The following is a 17776-nucleotide window of genomic DNA, read 5'->3' as shown; positions in this document are numbered from 1 at the left end:
TTAAGGATATAACCCAAGGCACCATTTCAATAGGTCTCGATGAAAGCACAACCTTGGGTTAACCCCGTTCGCATGGAGGCGACAATGACATATTCTCTAGGAAAAACATCCAGCGCGGTTCGCCGCATGTTCAGCTTGACGCCAGAAGGTGGCGTGAGTCACGAATGCTACTATCGACGTTTAGCAGATCTGAGAAAGCTAATCGCCTTACTGAGAATGCACCGAGAAGCGACCCATTACAGCTTATTGTTCGGACACAATAACCAAAGGCAGCAAACTAGTGCACGTGTCCAACTTCAGCTACTGCTAGAGAGCCGTGCTCTGCATCACCTAGATGGATTTAGCGACATTAAGGCGTGTGTCACGCAGCAACTTCAACACTGGCAACAGCAAACTGTGCGAGACAATCAACTGGTGCATAGTCAATTGATTCGAGATGCGCTGATTTTGGTTCAAAGTACCATCTCCACTTGGGCAAAAGCAGATGGCCAAACTCACCTGCTGCCTACTCAGCGCAAAAGCTGGCAGGCCATTGTGCCCTACATGGACACGCTCACCACATTACGGTTGCACATTGAAACGCTGGAAAAAAAAGACAGTCAGAACGCAATCCGTAGTCTGATTAAGCAATTAAGCCACCAGCTCAGTGCGCTGCACATCAGCCAAGATTTAAGCTTGCAGCAGCATCTGCATGAGGATTTACTGGCGCGCATTGCCGATGTCGACGCAGACAGCTCAGCTGATGAGTTTAAGCAGCGTCTATACCGCATAACTTCACAATTGTCGGAGCTTATTTTTCACTGCTATGACCGCTCGGTCACGACGGTGGCACAGTCGATTTACTCAACACTGCCGAAAATTGCAGTGGCATAAAAAAACCGCCAATCGGCGGTTTTTTCTATTCGTAATCAACGTCTATTAACTGTCGTCTTCTGTAAAGTTGCTCGGCAGTGTGGTCTTCATCTGAGTCCAGATTTGGCCACTTTCCATACCGTATTGACGAATAGCGTTAGGCAGTCTGTCACGATCTCCCGTGCGGCATACCTCTAACAGCTCTTTATAGAAATTAAGTGCCAAAGTACGTGCTTCTGGGTTTGAAAAGTAGTACGAGCCAACACGGTCATACAGCTTCTTAAGACCATTGAAGATCAAACCATAGATTTGGTTTCCAGAATGGAACGCCAAACGCTGGAACAACGAGTAGTCGTAGAAATTAAAGGTTTGAGCGATAAGCGATGCCTGGCGTGCCGCTTCATCTTTATCGCCGTCATCTTTTACGTGCGCCTTGAGTTTATCGGCATACGGTGACGACGCAATGAACGCGTCCCAAGACTCTGCATTCAGCAAGCTTTCGCAAGACTCAATGATACCTTCGATAGTGCGTTCAGCATTTTCTTTGTTCGCTTTAAATGCATAGCGCATGAAAATTGGGCTGATGTTAGTGCGAGCCGCAAGCAGGTCTTCAACGATCGATGTCGCATTATCCGCATCAAGCGTCATGAGCGTATCAAGAATATGCAGACCCGAGGTCTCCATGAATTGGTTTACTTTGGTTGGCTTACCATGTTGGATAGTTAGCCAGCCATCACGGGCTAGTCGCTGCAACACTTCACGCAGCGTAGTTCGTGTGACCCCAATTAGTTCTGACAGCTCTCGCTCAGCTGGGAGAATTGAGCCTGGTGGGAAACGGCCGTTCCAGATACTCTCAATAATATACTTTTCAGCGAACCCTGCTGGGCTCTTCGCCTTAATTACCATTATGGGGTGTTTCCAATCTATTGTATTTATCGTTACATGAAACTCATCATACCACTACTTCCAGATTTTGGTAAACCTACACTACTTATCTATGTAACAATAACAAAATGGAGTAATAACTCTATTTTGACATTTAGACAGCTATATCCATTTATGGGTACGAAGCATGAATATTACATGAGTATTTACTTTTTATTAATATTACAAACTCCTGAATTGCATGATGTTAGTGAACTTCATTCGCCTGATCAATCAATAAGATATTTCCGATGAATTGGTAAGAATTCGCCTAAAAAACATGCTTTTTTGACAGCTGTGATTGTCATATCATCCTAGAGCAGTGTTTCATTCAGAACACGGTCAACAAAGAAAAAAATCAACCATTGACTGCAGCTATACCTAGCTTATTTCGTATAGATCGCGTTTTTGGCAAAAAGTGCCTTTTTCATTATGTCTAAAGGTAATTTTTGTTGACTAAATCTTACCGAGGAGTATCTTTTCGGGCGAAGCAAGGAGTGCTTAGCAGCTGAGGGACTTGGCAAGTGAACATACTCCCCACTCCGTTTATGCAGTGCGTGATTTTTGTTCGTTTTCTAAGTTTTTTAATTCTGCCGATTTATTTGGAAGCCCACTCAAATACTCTTCGTACCCTTTGCTACTGTCGATTAATAACAACATAAGAGTATTCCCATGCCGATGTCCCTTGGAAATGCATTTATCAAGAACTTTCTTGGTAAGGCACCCGATTGGTATAAACTAGCGATCATCGCTTTCCTAATCATCAACCCTATTGTTTTCTTCCTCGTTGACCCGTTCGTTGCAGGTTGGCTGCTTGTTGTGGAATTCATTTTCACTCTTGCTATGGCACTTAAGTGCTACCCGCTACAACCTGGTGGTTTACTCGCCATAGAAGCTGTCGCAATTGGCATGACAAGCTCCGACATGGTTATGCATGAACTGATCAACAACATAGAAGTATTATTGCTTCTGGTCTTCATGGTTGCTGGTATCTACTTTATGAAACAGCTCCTGCTGTTCATCTTTACTAAGATATTGCTTGGCATTCGCTCGAAGGCTGTGTTGTCTTTGGCCTTCTGTTTTGCTGCGGCTTTCCTATCTGCATTCCTAGATGCACTAACGGTCATTGCGGTTGTTATCAGCGTGTCAGTTGGTTTCTACTCCATCTACCATAAAGTGGCTTCAGGTAAGAACTACGGCTCGTCTCACGACCACACTCATGACGGTGAAATCACCGATCTGACTCGTGACGATCTAGAAGATTACCGTGCATTCCTACGTTCACTATTGATGCATGCCGGTGTGGGTACAGCACTAGGTGGCGTTATGACTATGGTTGGTGAGCCTCAAAACCTTATCATTGCCGGTCAAGCAGGCTGGGAGTTTGGTGAGTTCATTATTCGCATGCTACCTGTTACGGGGCCTGTACTTATCTGTGGCCTTGCTACCTGTTTCATTGTAGAGAAAATCGGTGTGTTTGGTTACGGCGCAGAATTGCCTGATAACGTGCGTAACATCTTAGTTGAATTCGATCGTGAAGAACGTAAATCGCGTACCAAGCAAGATGTGGCGAAACTTTGGATCCAAGGCGCAATTGCAGTATGGCTGATTGTCGCTCTGGCAATGCACCTAGCAGCAGTTGGTCTTATCGGTCTATCAGTTATCGTTCTAGCAACGGCGTTTACCGGCGTGATTGAAGAGCACTCAATGGGTAAAGCCTTTGAAGAGGCGCTGCCGTTTACTGCACTACTTGCTGTATTCTTCTCCATCGTTGCTGTGATTGTTGACCAAGGTCTATTTAAACCAATCATTGACGCCGTTCTTCACATCGAAGACAAAGGCACTCAGCTTGCACTGTTCTATGTTGCTAACGGTTTATTGTCGATGGTATCCGATAACGTATTCGTCGGTACTGTTTACATCAACGAAGTGAAAACAGCGCTGATTGATGGCGTGATCACTCGTGACCAGTTCGACCTACTGGGTGTTGCAATCAACACAGGTACGAACCTACCATCTGTTGCAACGCCAAACGGTCAAGCAGCGTTCCTATTCCTGCTTACTTCAGCGTTAGCACCGCTTATCCGCCTTTCTTACGGTCGTATGGTTATCATGGCACTGCCATACACCATCGTCCTATCGATTGTGGGTCTTCTTGGCATCATCTACCTGGTTGAGCCAATGACTGCATGGTTCTATGAAGCAGGTTGGATTGTTGAGCACACTGGTGCAGTAGTTGAGAGCGCTATCTCATCTGGACACTAATTTTTAGTTGATTGTGAAACTATTCCACGTTAAAAAGCTCTGAGTATTCAGAGCTTTTTTTATTTATCAAGGACGTGACAGTGACACTTCTAGCGAACATTAAGGCATTTTCAAAGACGCGATGGTCTTGGGGATTGCTGCTTCTAGCGATTATCTTTTTCGAAATCTGCGCTCTTTTCTTCCAGCATGTAATGCAACTCGCCCCTTGTGTCATGTGTATCTACGAACGCGTTGCGATGTTTGGCATCGGCGGTGCTGCGTTAATTGGCCTGATTAACCCCAATAATACCTTGCTGAGATGGCTTGGGTTAGGCGCGTGGGGAGCATCTTCTATCAAAGGTCTAACACTATCACTTGAGCACGTGGACTATCAGTTCAACCCTTCCCCATTTAAGACCTGTGATTTGTTTGTGACGTTCCCAGATTGGGCACCATTAAACGAATGGGCACCATGGTTGTTTGAAGCTTATGGCGATTGTTCAAAAGTGGTGTGGCAGTTCTTGTCGCTCTCTATGCCTCAGTGGCTGGTTGTTATCTTTGCGGGTAACTTGGTTGCGTTGGCGATTGTTGTAATTTCGCAGGGTGCGAAAGTGCCATCGGCTAGACATCGTGGGTTTCAATAAAACGGCGATGCGACGATAGGAGCTAGCCTATGGTTCTCCCCCTAATATAGGGGGGAGCTAGAGGGGGTATCTGCGGTGAAGTTACGACAAGTAAAAATTCAAAGTTGTCACCTGAGTTTTTTACCCAATCTGATCCTCTGAACGCTTCTAGGCCTGCGTATTTACCCCTCCTAGCCTCCCCTTATAAAAGGGAGGAACCAAGGCTCGCTTGCGCGTCGCTTAATCAAAAGGCGGTGCGACGATAGGAGCTAGCCCATGGTTCTCCCCCTAATATAGGGGGAGCTAGAGGGGGTCTCTGCGGCGGAGTCGCGACAAGTAACAATTCAGATTTGTCACCTGAGCTCTTTACCCAAGCTGACCCTCTGAACGCTTCGAATCCTACGCATTTACCCCTCCTAGCCTCCCCTTATAAAAGGGAGGAACCAAGGCTCGCTTGCGCGTCGCTTAATCAAAAGGCGGTGCGACGATAGGAGCTAGCCTGCGGTTCTCCCCCTAAGATAGGGGGAGCTAGAGGGGGTCTCTGCGGCGGAGTCGCGACAAGTAACAATTCAGATTTGTCACCTGTGCTCTTTACCCAAGCTGACCCTCTGAACGCTTCGAATCCTACGCATTTACCCCTCCTAGCCTCCCCTTATTAAAGGGAGGAACTACTGGCTCGCTGCGCATCGCTTAATTACTTACCGCAACACTTCTTAAACTTGTTGCCACTACCACAAGGACAAGCATCATTGCGCCCAACCCCTTTAAACGGGTTCACCGTTTGAGACTGATGCCCAACCATCATCTCATCCGCCGCCATTGCGACTTCATTCACCATCGCATCCAGTTGCGGCGCCAAGTCTGCATAGGTTGGCAGTTGCTCAAAGCCCGCTTCACGCATTTGAGCATGCGTTTGCTCTTCGTCCATTGCTAACATCAAAGTCGTCAACAGAGCTTGAAGCATGCGCTCTGTGCCATCAGATAGCGTTTTACCTTGCCATTGCGTCTCAACAACCGGCCAAACCGTCATGAAGCCCTCAGCAAAGTCTGCCGCTTGCTCTTGGTTGTCATCAAGCAAAGCCAGCAATGCGTATTGATTGGTTTTTAGAAGCGCATATTGAGCATGCAGGTGTTCAACGACCCAAGTCTCTTGCTCTGATGTAAAATCGCCGATGACTGAAGATAACCAAGCCTCTGGTTTTAGCGGCTCAGCAGCAAAGTTAGCGGCTAGGATTGCGCCTTCAATAAACGCGCTAGATTCGCCTGTCCAGTCGACAGGAAGCTCGATGAATTTCATTTGTTCACTACACCAATCAAAATTTTCGGCAAGTATATTTACCTCGCCCTAGAAACACAATGGTCGATTCTTTGTTCTATAACGGGTAGAATCCCCGCTCCCTGAATATGATGAGAACTGGTATGCGTGTTGTTTTGGGCCCGATGGAGGGTGTGTTAGATCATTTAATGCGAGAAATTCTTACCGAGATCAACGACTACGATCTTTGTGTGACTGAATTTGTTCGCGTTGTTGACCAAGCTTTGCCTGATCACGTGTTCTATCGCCTGTGTCCTGAACTGGCTCAAGGTTCCATGACCAAATCCGGTACACCTGTTCATATTCAGCTTCTCGGCCAAGATCCCCGTTGGATGGCGGAAAACGCCGTTAAAGCAGCGTCACTTGGCGCGAAAGGGATTGATCTCAACTTTGGCTGCCCTGCAAAACTGGTCAACAAGAGCAAAGGCGGCGCGGCGTTACTGCAGCACCCAGAGCTTATCCATAGCGTAGTTAAAGCATGCCGAGATGCGGTAGACCCCTCTATTCCCGTTACTGCTAAGATTCGCTTAGGCTGGGAAAATCCAGATGACTGCTTTGAGATTGTTGATGCGATTGAACAAGCAGGCGCCAATGAACTTACCGTACATGCACGCACCAAAACTGGCGGATATAAAGCTAGCGAGATCAAATGGGAATACATCAACGCGATTCGCAGCAAAACCAACTTGCCTCTTATCGCGAATGGTGAGATTTGGAACTACGCCGATGGACAGCGATGCATTGAAACTACAGGCGTGGATTCTTTGATGGTCTGCCGCGGCGCGTTCAATGTGCCGAACCTCGGTAACGTGGTCAAACACAACCATACAGTGATGCCTTGGCATGAAGTGGTTGAGCTGCTTTTGGTCTATTCAACCTATGAAATCAAAGGCGATAAAGGGCTTTACTATCCAAACCGCGTTAAGCAGTGGTTCTCGTATCTTCGTCAGCAATACCCAGAAGCCGCTGAGCTATTTCGTGAGATCCGCACCTTTAACAAAGCGGCACCGATTGTCGAGCACATCCAGCAATACCGCGACAAGATGCTTGCGGCCTTATCGCAGTAATCACCTTGCCGCAGTCAATCTAGTTAGTGTGTCAGCAGCAGAGAGCCCTCTGCTGCGATAGTGACGTCTAACACACCATCAATTGATTCAGATTTGCTGCCCGTCGATGCACATTCAAAACGGGCACTCTCAAGCCCTAGCTTCCAAACCGGCAGCGAAAACTGCACAGCGTCTGTCCCTAGATTAAAGCCACTAATCACCACTTCATCGTCCAGTTGACGGGCGAACACCAAGCTAAACTCATCAACATAAAGCGGGACAAAACTACCTCGCTGCAGTGCTTTTGATGCTTTACGAAGCGAAATCAATTGCTTGCAATACGGTAGCCACGAACTTGTCTCCACTCGCTCCCATGGGAAGCAGCGACGATTATCGGGATCATGCGTCCCCTCAAGCCCGACTTCCACACCGTAGTATAAGCACGGAGTGCCTACGTAGGTCATCAGAAGCTGTAAGGCGATGGCAAGACGATTGTCATTGCCAGCCAAGGTAGTAATAAAACGTTCCGTATCATGACTATCGAGTTGGTTTAACTGAGATAGCTGGTTGCTCCATGGCACTTTAGCACTTGCCTCTTGAAGCCAGCTTAAAAACTCGTGGCAGTCGATGTTGATAGGATCAAACGCAATATCTTTGCCAGCGAGAAGCGCGCGCAGTGGATGGGCAAAACCATAGTAGTTCATGGCGCCATCTTCTTGATCGCCCTGTAGCCACTGAGTTGCTTCAAAGAAATGCTCACCCAGCATGTAGGAGTCAGGATTCACCGACTTCATCGATTCACGAAACGCCCTCACATAATGGGCGTTGTTTGCTGCGCCCTCGCCCTCACCCAGCATATGAATCACATCAAAACGCCAGCCGTCTATATTGTACGGTGGTTTCAACCAATGTTTGATCACAGAGTCTTTACTACGATAGATATGATCGCGTACTTCTTCATTGTGGAAGTTTAGAACCGGTAGCGTATCGATTCCTTTCCAACCCACATACTGTTTAGAGTCACCATTAAAGAAGTAGTAGTCTCGGTAGGGACTGTCTGCAGAGGTGTAAGCACCGTTACTCGCCTCTAACACGTCAAACCATGGGTGAGCGACCGAGGTGTGATTGAGAACTGCATCGAGCACCACTTTCATGCCTCTTTGATGCAAATTGTCTGCAAGTTCGGCAAATTGTTGATTAGTACCAAACTTAGGATCGATCGAATAGTAGTCCACCGTGTCGTACTTATGGTTACTGTATGAGGTGAAAATCGGATTGAGGTACAAGGTGGTTATCCCGAGATCTTGCAGATAGTCCAACTTAGATTCGATACCAGCTAGGTCGCCACCATAAAACTCAACCGCGCCCGAACTGCCATGATTGCCTACTGGCTCTCCCCACTGTTTCTTCACTGACTCACGATTGCGATTTGGGTATTGGTACTCGCCAGTCTCAACGCCAATACTCGGGTCGCCATTACAGAAGCGATCTGGGAAGATCTGGTAGAACACCTGCTCTGCAACCCAACTTGGTGGCTGATCTGCGCGGTTATATTTGAAATGATACTCTCGCCCCGGCATACGGCTGTGAGTGCCGCGCGCATCGAGCCAATATTGGCCCGTCGCAGTCAGTGCCTTAAACACATAGTAAGTCACATCTTTATCGGCACTCAGAGGCAATGCTGCTTGCCAGATGTCTAGCTGACCTTTGGTACCAACTTTACTAAGCTCGACTAGATATTCTTCATTGTCCGGCTCATGACGAAGCTTTATTGACTCAAATTTATCTTGCTCAGCAAATAGACGAATAGTGAGTTTATCACCTTCTCGCACTAACCCATCTTGGGTTTGCGGATGATATAAAAATGGCTGATTCATTATGATTCTTCTGTTATAGGGAACGAGGTAGGATAATTGTAGAAGAATCGGCTGAAGAAAAAATCCCCCTTCAAATTGAAGAGGGATCACAGATTGTAGGCTTAGCTCGGGAGGCTGAGACCTTTAAACAATGATGATTAGCTGAGCAACAAACTGTCGTCAGCGAGCTCTTCACCACGTACTTTGGAGAACATTTCCAATAAGTCTGGCACTTGCATATTGGCACGCTGATCGCCTTCTACATCGAGGACAATTTCGCCTTGGTGCAGCATCACGGTTCGATCGCCACAAGCGAGTGCATCTTTCATTGAGTGCGTCACCATCATTACCGTGAGGTTAAACTCTTGAATAACCTTTTTGGTGAGATCAATAACGAACGCCGCCATGCGTGGATCGAGTGCCGCAGTGTGTTCATCCAATAGCAGCAACTTACTGTCTGACAATGTTGCCATAACTAGGCTTACCGCCTGACGCTGACCACCAGATAGCAATCCAATGTTGTCCCCGAGCCTGTCTTCAAGTCCAAGTCCTAGAATGCTGATGCGCTCTTGGAACAGCTTGCGACGTTTACTCGACAGCGACAAGCTCCAGCCACGCTTTTTGCCACGCATGTAGGCCAGTGCCATGTTCTCTTCGATAGAGAGATCACCACAAGTACCGGCTAAAGGATCTTGAAACACTCGTGCACATTGATTAGCACGTTGATCGACGGTTTGGCGAGTCACATCCATATCATCAATGAGAACACGCCCACCGACCATCGGCGTTTCACCCGTAACCGCACCTAGCAAGGTTGATTTACCAGCACCGTTAGAGCCAATGACCGTCAAAAACTGGTGCTCTGGCACCTCTAGGTTCACCCCTTTCAGTGCACGATTTTCCAAAACCGTCCCTGGATTAAAGGTAACTTGAATATCTTCTAGTCGAATCATGCTGCATTCCCCGTGTTGCCTGGTTGAGAGACCGCTTTACTCTTAGCAGGCTTTACGACCTTTTTTGCTTTTAGGTTTCCTTTTATCTTTGGCGCAATCAGCGCAGCTGCCACCAGCACGGCGGTGACCAAGTTTAGGTCGGATGCTTGCAGGCCAAACATGCCCGAACTCAAGGCAAAGGCGACGGCCAAACGATACAGAACAGAGCCAACAATGACTGCAGTTACAGCAACCCAAATCTTACGACCAGGAATAAGCGTTTGACCTAAAATGACCGCAGCCAGACCCACAACAATAGTACCCACGCCGGATGTGACATCAGCGAAACTGTTGGTTTGTGCGAAAAGTGCACCAGCAAAGCCGACAAAGCCGTTTGATAGTGCTAAGCAGAAATAGGTGTAAAATGAGGTACTTGCCCCTTGAGCCTTAACCATGCGTGCATTTACGCCTGTGGCACGAAGACCCAAACCAAAGTCGCTGTTCAGCAGTCGTACCACAAACCAAGCTGAAATCAGCACTAACACGCCAACCACCAGCGGGCGAACATATATGGCATCACCCATCATTTCGAACGGAGTCAAAATGGTGTCTTCGCCAAGCAAGGCCATGTTTGGTCGACCCATGATACGAATATTGATCGAGAATGCCGCAATCATCGTGAGGATAGACGCAAGCAAGTGAAGGATACCGCAGCGCACTGCAAGAAAGGCGGTCACCCAGCCCGTTGCAGCTCCGGCAATAATCGCCATCCCTGTTGCTACCCAAGGGTTAATACCGGCAACAATCGCGGTAGCTGCCACAGCGGCTCCCATAGGAAAGCTGCCATCAACACTCAGATCAGGAAAGTCGAGAACGCGAAAAGTAAGATAGACACCCAGTGCAACCAGTCCGTAAATAAGACCAATTTCAAGAGCTCCAAAAAATGCAAAAGCAGACATAACTACTCCACTGCTGTTTAACAACTGCTGTTTAAAAAAGAAGACTTAACAAAAAAGCTGGATCCGAAGATCCAGCTTCATCTCAATGCAAGACTTACTTAACGCTTGTTGCTCGATCCATCACCGTTTGAGGGATAGAAAGACCCAATTTTTTCGCAGCCGTTGCGTTGATCACCAAATCCGAACCTTTTGCCACTTTGACATCGATTTTACCTGGCTCAGTACCTTCAAGAATTTGCGCTACGTAGTCTGCTGTCTGCACGCCGATTTGGTAGTAATCAAAACCAAGACTCGCCACAGCGCCACGCTCAACATACGACGTTGCCGCACCAAAAACCGGCGTCTTCGCTTGGTTAGCCGATACAATCATGCCTTCGATAGCACTCGCTACCGTGTTATCGATAAGCGCGTAGATGATGTCTGATTTCGCTGAAATAGCTTGAGTCGCGGTTTGGACATCGGCACTTTTAAGCGCTGTAGCTTCCACTAGCTCAATACCACGTTTGTCTGTGCTCTCTTTCAATAGCTTCATTAAGCTCACTGCGTTCGCTTCGCCTGGGTTGTAAACCACACCAATGCTCTTCACATTTGGCATGATCTCTTGGATAAGCTCAACGTGCTGATCGACGGGTGATAGATCCGATAGACCTGTCACGTTCTTACCTGGCTGTTCAAGCTTTTTCACCAGTTTCGCACCCACAGGATCAGTAACGGCGGTAAACACTACTGGAATATCACGTGTCGCAGAAACCAATGCTTGAGCTGTTGGTGTCGCGATACCCACTAACACGTCTGGGCGCTCACCCACGTATTGGCGAGCAATTTGCACTGCAATCGCTGGGTTACCTTGCGCAGTTTTATAATCAAACTCGAGGTTTTTACCTTGCTCGTAGCCTTTTTCTTTAAGACCGTCGACCAAACCTTGGCGTGTCGCATCGAGCGCAGGGTGTTCAACAATTTGCGATACCGCGACTTTTGCTGTTTTTGCCATGATGCTGGCTGAAGACAGCAACGCCACACCTGTTAATGCTGCAGTGACAATGATCTTGCTTGCTTTCATCTTAACTCCTTGATTAAGCAACCCAGAATGAGCAGAGGCACTCTACTCACTAATGGGGAATGAGTGTGTATTATTTAATTTACACTTCGTGAATTATTTTTTGACTCCCTGCTACTTCTACCAGCAAGACAACCAAATTGAAAGGTATTATTAACATTCACATTAGATAAACGTGCTATCCATGTGCTTTCGCAACCAACATTTAAACAAATGCGTACATACAGCGATACATGCGACTAATATTTACTCAAAAATCAGCGTAATCCATTTTTGACAAAAGTGAAGCTTTGTGAATGCAATTCTGTGAAAGATGTCTATATTCATACAGATAGCGTAATCGTCAACGAGTTGTTCACACCCAGTCGCGAGGGAACTTTTAGCATGCGTCCATTACTTCTTTTACCTCTGATTTTTCTATTGGCAATGCCCTCGATAGCCCGAGAGTTTGAAGGCAGTCAGTTAGAAAAAGTGACCACAGTGAATGGGGTTCCTTGGTCAATTCTGACTGTAGGTGACTCGGAACTATTGGTGACGTTAAGGGAAGGTCAAATGCTGCTTGTCGATACAAAAAGTAGCAAGCAAACATCGATAAGTGGGCTACCTGCGATTTATGCCTCTGGCCAAGGTGGCCTGATGGACATTCACCCAAGCCCATCCGAAGCCAACGTTTATTATTTCACCTACGCGAAACCTGTCGATAAAGGGGGAGCCCCCACTCTTGCGAAAGCGACTCTCAATGGCAACAAACTCACAAACTGGCAAGATCTATTCACCAGTAATGTGCCGGTCACCTCTGGTCGCCACTTTGGCAGCCGAATCGCTTTTGATGAGGAAGGTTTGGTCTATATGACCATAGGTGATGCAGGTGACAGGGATAATGCTCAGCAGACCGATAACCACGCCGGTAGCATCGTTCGCCTCAATCAAGATGGATCAATTCCAAAAGACAATCCGTTTGTCGACAACCAAGATTTTGCTCCAGAGATATACTCTTACGGCCACCGCAATCCACAAGGGTTGGTGTTTGATAGCAAACGAGCTCAATTGTGGACGATAGAGCACGGCCCAAGAGGCGGTGATGAGCTCAACTTAGTTAAAGCGGGTCTTAACTATGGCTGGCCAATTACTTCACACGGTAAAGAGTATTGGGGGCCCATCAATGCTGGAGAGGCGCAAGAAAAAGAAGGCATTGAACCACCAAGCAAAGTTTACATTCCTTCCATTGCACCAGGGTCGCTGCATTTGTATGAGGGCGAGGAGTTTCCAAGGCTCAATGGCATCTTGCTAATAGGAGCGCTGAAACTCACGCACATCAACATCCTAGATATCAACGAAGCAGGCCAAGTATTAGAAGAAAGACGCTACTACGAAGAGCTTGGAGAGAGAGTACGAGATATCACCACCGATTCGGCCGGTCACGTATGGTTTAGCACTGATAGTGGCGCGATTTATAGGATTAGTCGCCAGTTCCAATAACGACAGTCCAATAACGGCTAAATGACCGCGATAGTAGTGACAACATTAAGCCAACACTCTATACAAAGGTGTTACAACTGCACGACCATCGTTGCTAAAACGAACAAGCCCCACTCGTTTGCGAGCGGGGCTTGTGTTTACATATTAATCAATTGTTACTAAAACCAGCGATCGAAGTCGCTTCTGTCAAGCTGCCTAAAAGCACGGTTCAACGTAATGGCAAGCTCTTTGTATTTAGGTTTCGCTTTTGCTGGTTCCATCGCACCGCCCGATTCAATAATCTTTTGGTGCAGCTCACGGTACCAAGACGCCAAAGCTGGAGGCAACTGTGTGTTGTAGCGATTTCCCAACCACCACATCCCCTGTAGAGGCATACTAATCGCAAACAACGCAATCACAATCGACTGTGGCAACGCATGAGCGTTGTTAAAGGCCATTTGCGTTAACACACTAATGGCTGCAACCGCAGGCATCACTTTAATGCCAAATCGCGTCGCTTTAATGATGCGCTGCTCTGGAAACAGGGGCGTTAGCTCCTTACGCATCGGCCAAAGTTCCATGTACTTTTGACCATTTTTTAAACTCTGAGTCAGACTTGCTCTCTCGCTCATAGCTAACCTCACTAAAAAAAAGTTGAACTATTCAACTAAATCAGCAAAATATTGACGGAAGTTAAGATTCTTTCAAATTTATTTTGTTATCTTCTGCCATTATCGTTATTCTTTGCGAATCCTCAATCTCATTGTTGTCTTTATTTACAAAATAGGCAACCGTCGAGATGACCGTCGCAAGGACGCTAATGTGGTTTTCTTGGAAAAATCGCATATTATTATACGGCAATTGATGATTTTATGACCAAGAGTGATAGGCATTTTTTGCTGCCTCTCAGTCTTGAGATACGTTTACATCCTTGATCCCCGATCAGATAAAATACAGGTAACCTCTAATGTCTAAGCTGGTTTTAGTTTTAAACTGCGGCAGTTCTTCTCTTAAGTTCGCCATCGTTGATGCAGAAAACGGTGATGAGCACCTAACAGGTCTTGCAGAATGTCTTCACCTTCCAGAAGCTCGTATCAAGTGGAAACTTGATGGTAAACACGAAGCTCAACTAGGTAACGGCGCTGCTCACGAAGAAGCATTAGCGTTCATGGTAGAGACTATCCTTGCTTCTAAGCCTGAGCTAAAAGCAAACCTAGGCGCTATCGGTCACCGTATCGTTCACGGTGGCGAGCAATTCACATCTTCTGCGCTAATCACAGACGATGTACTTAAAGGTATCGAAGACTCTGCAACATTTGCACCTCTTCACAACCCTGCTCACATCATCGGCATCGAAGCGGCGAAGCACAACTTCCCAGAGCTTAAGAACGTAGCGGTATTTGACACTGCGTTCCACCAAACTATGCCTCAAGAGTCTTACCTATACGCTCTACCGTACAACCTGTACAAAGAGCACGGCATCCGTCGCTACGGCATGCACGGTACTTCTCACCTATTCATCGCACGTGAAGCAGCTGAGCTACTTGGTAAGCCAGCTAACGAACTGAACATCATCAACTGCCACCTAGGCAACGGTGCTTCTGTTTGTGCTATCAAAAACGGTGAATCTGTAGATACTTCAATGGGTCTAACTCCTCTTGAAGGTCTTGTAATGGGTACTCGTTGTGGTGACATCGATCCTGCGATCATCTTCCACCTGCACGACGCACTAGGTTACTCTGTTGAGCAAATCAACAACATGCTAACTAAAGAGTCTGGCCTTCTGGGTCTAACTGAAGTGACTTCTGACTGCCGTTTCGTTGAAGACAACTACGGTGAGAAAGAAGAAGCAACACGTGCAATGGACGTGTTCTGCCACCGCCTAGCGAAATACGTAGCTGGCTACACTGCGTCTCTTGACGGTCGTCTAGATGCTATCGTGTTCACTGGTGGTATCGGTGAAAACTCTGCACCAATCCGTGAAATGGTTCTAAACCGTCTAGGCGTATTCGGCATCGAAGTTGACGGTGAAGCTAACCTTAAAGCTCGTTTCGGCGGCGAAGGTACTATCACTGCAGCAAGCAGCCGTATCCCGGCAATGGTTATCTCTACTAACGAAGAGCTAGTCATCGCTGAAGACACTGCACGCCTAGCAGGTCTTTAATGTTCAAACTGGCTAACCTAGGTTAGCCAGTTTTCTTATAGGGCTCAGTGAAACACTTGCTTGCGCTTGTTTGCAACTCATCGAATCACTGAGTTTCTTCCCCCATATATATAGTTTGAGGTACTCAAAGAATGTCCCGTACTATTATGCTTGTACCTACTAGCGCTGGTGTCGGTCTTACCAGTGTTAGCATGGGTGTCCTGCGTGCAATGGAGCGTAAGGGTGTAAACGTATCGTTCTACAAACCTGTTGCTCAACCTCGCCACGGTGGCGATCAGCCAGATCTAACTTCTTCTATCGTAGGTAACAGCAGCGACATGAAAGTGGGTCAACCACTTCCTATGTCAGAAGCAGAAGCCCTGATTGGTAACGAGAAGCTAGACGTGCTTCTAGAAACAATCGTTGAGCGCTACAACCAAATCAACAAAGATGCGGACGTAACACTTATCGAAGGTCTTGTACCAACTCGTAAGCACCCGTTTGCAAACGCAATCAACGAAGAAATCGCGAAGACACTTGGCGCTGAAATCGTATTCGTTGCGACTCCAGGTACAGACAACCCGAGCCAGCTTAAAGAGCGTATCGAAGTTGCATGTTCTAACTATGGCGGCACCAAGAACAAGAAGATCTCTGGTGTTATCATCAACAAGCTAAATGCACCGGTTGATGAAGCAGGTCGTACACGTCCAGATCTTTCTGAAATCTTCGACGATGCAGACACAGCGCAGCAAGCTAACCTTGAAGTGATGCAAATCTTCAACACTAGCCCAATTCGTGTTCTAGGTTGTGTGCCTTGGAAGATCGACTTGATCGCAACACGTGCAGTCGACATGGCTGAGCACCTAAACGCTGAAATCATCAACGAAGGTGACATCGCAAAACGTCGTGTCAAGAGCATTACGTTCTGTGCACGTTCACTGCCAAACATGATTGAGCACTTCAAACCAGGCTCTCTACTTGTGACTTCTGCTGACCGACCAGACGTAATCGTTGCAGCGGCGCTAGCAGCAATGAACGGTGTGGAAATCGGCGCTATCCTACTAACAGGCGGCTACGACGTTCCTGCTGAGATTGCTGACCTTATCAAGCCTGCGCTTGAGACTGGTCTTCCAATCTTTAAAGCACAAGGTAACACTTGGCAGACTTCTCTGAACCTACAGAGCTTCAGCTTAGAAGTTCCTGCAGATGATAAAGAGCGTATCGAGTTCGTAAACGAGCACGTGGCTGGTCATATTGACGGCCCTTGGATCGACTCTCTACTAGAGGGTACTGTTGGTACTCGTAAGCTAAGTCCACCAGCATTCCGTTACCAGCTAACTGAACTTGCTCGCCGTGCTGGCAAGCGTATTGTTCTTCCTGAAGGTGACGAGCCACGTACAGTTAAAGCTGCGGCTATCTGTGCTGAGCGCGGTATCGCGGAATGTGTACTTCTTGGTAACCCAGAAGAGATCAAACGTGTTGCAGCACAGCAAGGCGTTGAGCTAGGTGCTGGCGTAACTATCATCGATTCTGATGCTGTACGTGAAGACTACGTTGCTCGCTTGGTTGAACTGCGTGGCGCGAAAGGTATGACTGAAGTTGTGGCTCGTGAGAAGCTACAAGATTCTGTATACCTAGGCACTATGATGCTTGAAGCGAACGAAGTTGACGGCCTAGTATCTGGCGCTGTTCACACAACAGCGAACACTATCGTTCCTCCGTTCCAAATCATCAAGACTGCTCCTGGTACGTCTATCGTATCGTCAATCTTCTTCATGCTTCTGCCTGATCAAGTATTGGTATACGGTGACTGTGCGATCAACCCAGATCCAACAGCTGAGCAACTTGCTGAAATCGCTATCCAATCTGCAGATTCTGCTGCAGCATTCGGTATCGAACCTCGCGTTGCAATGATCTCTTACTCGACTGGTGAGTCTGGTAAAGGTGCTGACGTAGATAAAGTACGTGAAGCAACGAAACTGGCTCAAGAGAAGCGTCCTGATCTCATCATCGACGGTCCTCTACAGTACGATGCGGCAATCATGGAGAACGTAGCAGCTTCTAAAGCACCTAACTCTCCAGTCGCTGGTAAAGCGACAGTATTTGTATTCCCAGATCTAAACACGGGTAACACAACATACAAAGCGGTACAGCGCTCGGCAGATCTAGTGTCTATCGGTCCAATGCTGCAAGGTATGCGCAAGCCAGTTAACGACCTATCTCGTGGCGCGCTAGTAGACGACATCGTTTACACAGTTGCACTTACTGCGATTCAATCGGGTCAAGAGCAAGAGTAATTTTGTTCTAGCTGAATGAAAAAAGCCTCCGAATGGAGGCTTTTTAGTATTTGAGGTTTGATGAGAGCAA

The 17776-nt window shown here is 47.2% G+C and carries 14 protein-coding genes; 7 read left to right on the top strand and 7 right to left on the bottom strand.

Features of this window, described 5'->3' with window-relative positions; all coding sequences use genetic code 11:
• Window positions 1-84 precede the first annotated feature (84 nt).
• Entirely contained in the window at window positions 85-873 is a 789-nt protein-coding gene (locus L4C42_RS15970; protein WP_418641650.1) for a hypothetical protein, read from the top strand.
• Between the two features lie 45 nt (window positions 874-918).
• Here the strand turns inward: L4C42_RS15970 and fadR are convergent, their stop codons facing one another.
• Window positions 919-1758: a fatty acid metabolism transcriptional regulator FadR gene (fadR, locus tag L4C42_RS15965; protein WP_353498156.1), complete on the bottom strand. Its 840-nt coding sequence runs from the start codon at window positions 1756-1758 to the stop codon at window positions 919-921.
• Between the two features lie 690 nt (window positions 1759-2448).
• Here fadR and nhaB point away from each other — a divergent pair.
• Both nhaB and dsbB read left to right on the top strand, forming a co-directional pair.
• Complete coding sequence (gene nhaB, locus L4C42_RS15960; RefSeq protein ID WP_353498155.1) at window positions 2449-4041, top strand: Na(+)/H(+) antiporter NhaB; 1593 nt, start codon at window positions 2449-2451, stop codon at window positions 4039-4041.
• A gap of 80 nt (window positions 4042-4121) precedes the next feature.
• Window positions 4122-4664, top strand: a complete 543-nt coding sequence (gene dsbB / locus L4C42_RS15955) for a disulfide bond formation protein DsbB (RefSeq protein WP_353498154.1) — start codon at window positions 4122-4124, stop codon at window positions 4662-4664.
• 673 nt (window positions 4665-5337) lie between these two features.
• Here dsbB and L4C42_RS15950 read toward each other — a convergent pair.
• Entirely contained in the window at window positions 5338-5940 is a 603-nt protein-coding gene (locus L4C42_RS15950; protein ID WP_353498153.1) for a YecA/YgfB family protein, read from the bottom strand.
• A 122-nt stretch (window positions 5941-6062) separates the two neighbouring features.
• On the opposite strand from L4C42_RS15950, the gene dusC reads away from it, so the two are divergent.
• On the top strand, window positions 6063-7025 hold the full coding sequence (dusC, locus tag L4C42_RS15945; protein ID WP_353498152.1) for a tRNA dihydrouridine(16) synthase DusC: 963 nt from the start codon (window positions 6063-6065) through the stop codon (window positions 7023-7025).
• Between the two features lie 23 nt (window positions 7026-7048).
• Here dusC and malZ read toward each other — a convergent pair whose 3' ends face one another.
• The 4 genes from malZ to L4C42_RS15925 form a co-directional block, all read right to left on the bottom strand.
• The gene (malZ, locus tag L4C42_RS15940) at window positions 7049-8881 is read right to left on the bottom strand and encodes a maltodextrin glucosidase (protein WP_353498151.1); all 1833 of its coding nucleotides are present in this window, start codon (window positions 8879-8881) and stop codon (window positions 7049-7051) included.
• A gap of 137 nt (window positions 8882-9018) precedes the next feature.
• Window positions 9019-9813 (bottom strand): ABC transporter ATP-binding protein, encoded by a 795-nt coding sequence (locus tag L4C42_RS15935; protein WP_353498150.1) that lies wholly within the window; start codon window positions 9811-9813, stop codon window positions 9019-9021.
• On the bottom strand, window positions 9810-10751 hold the full coding sequence (locus L4C42_RS15930; protein ID WP_353498149.1) for an ABC transporter permease: 942 nt from the start codon (window positions 10749-10751) through the stop codon (window positions 9810-9812). Before L4C42_RS15930 ends, L4C42_RS15935 begins: the two co-directional genes overlap by 4 nt.
• Window positions 10752-10845: 94 nt before the next feature.
• Window positions 10846-11811 carry an ABC transporter substrate-binding protein gene (locus L4C42_RS15925; protein WP_353498148.1) on the bottom strand — a complete coding sequence of 322 codons (966 nt, stop codon included), beginning with the start codon at window positions 11809-11811 and terminating at the stop codon, window positions 10846-10848.
• Between the two features lie 381 nt (window positions 11812-12192).
• Here L4C42_RS15925 and L4C42_RS15920 point away from each other — a divergent pair, with 381 nt between their 5' ends.
• The gene (locus tag L4C42_RS15920; RefSeq protein ID WP_418641654.1) at window positions 12193-13287 is read left to right on the top strand and encodes a PQQ-dependent sugar dehydrogenase; all 1095 of its coding nucleotides are present in this window, start codon (window positions 12193-12195) and stop codon (window positions 13285-13287) included.
• 158 nt (window positions 13288-13445) lie between these two features.
• Here the strand turns inward: L4C42_RS15920 and yfbV are convergent, their stop codons facing one another.
• A complete protein-coding gene (gene yfbV, locus L4C42_RS15915; protein ID WP_429761218.1) occupies window positions 13446-13898 on the bottom strand; it encodes a terminus macrodomain insulation protein YfbV in 453 nt (150 codons plus the stop codon).
• A 335-nt stretch (window positions 13899-14233) separates the two neighbouring features.
• Here yfbV and L4C42_RS15910 point away from each other — a divergent pair, with 335 nt between their 5' ends.
• Together L4C42_RS15910 and pta are read left to right on the top strand one after the other, a co-directional pair.
• Window positions 14234-15430, top strand: coding sequence for an acetate kinase (locus L4C42_RS15910; protein WP_112462262.1), 1197 nt, complete (start codon window positions 14234-14236; stop codon window positions 15428-15430).
• 131 nt (window positions 15431-15561) lie between these two features.
• Window positions 15562-17706 carry a phosphate acetyltransferase gene (gene pta / locus L4C42_RS15905; protein ID WP_353498145.1) on the top strand — a complete coding sequence of 715 codons (2145 nt, stop codon included), beginning with the start codon at window positions 15562-15564 and terminating at the stop codon, window positions 17704-17706.
• Window positions 17707-17776: the final 70 nt, after the last annotated feature.

Source organism: Vibrio wakamikoensis, assembly GCF_050337275.1.
Classification (GTDB): domain Bacteria; phylum Pseudomonadota; class Gammaproteobacteria; order Enterobacterales; family Vibrionaceae; genus Vibrio; species Vibrio chaetopteri.
This window is presented reverse-complemented; position numbering and strand designations above follow the sequence as displayed.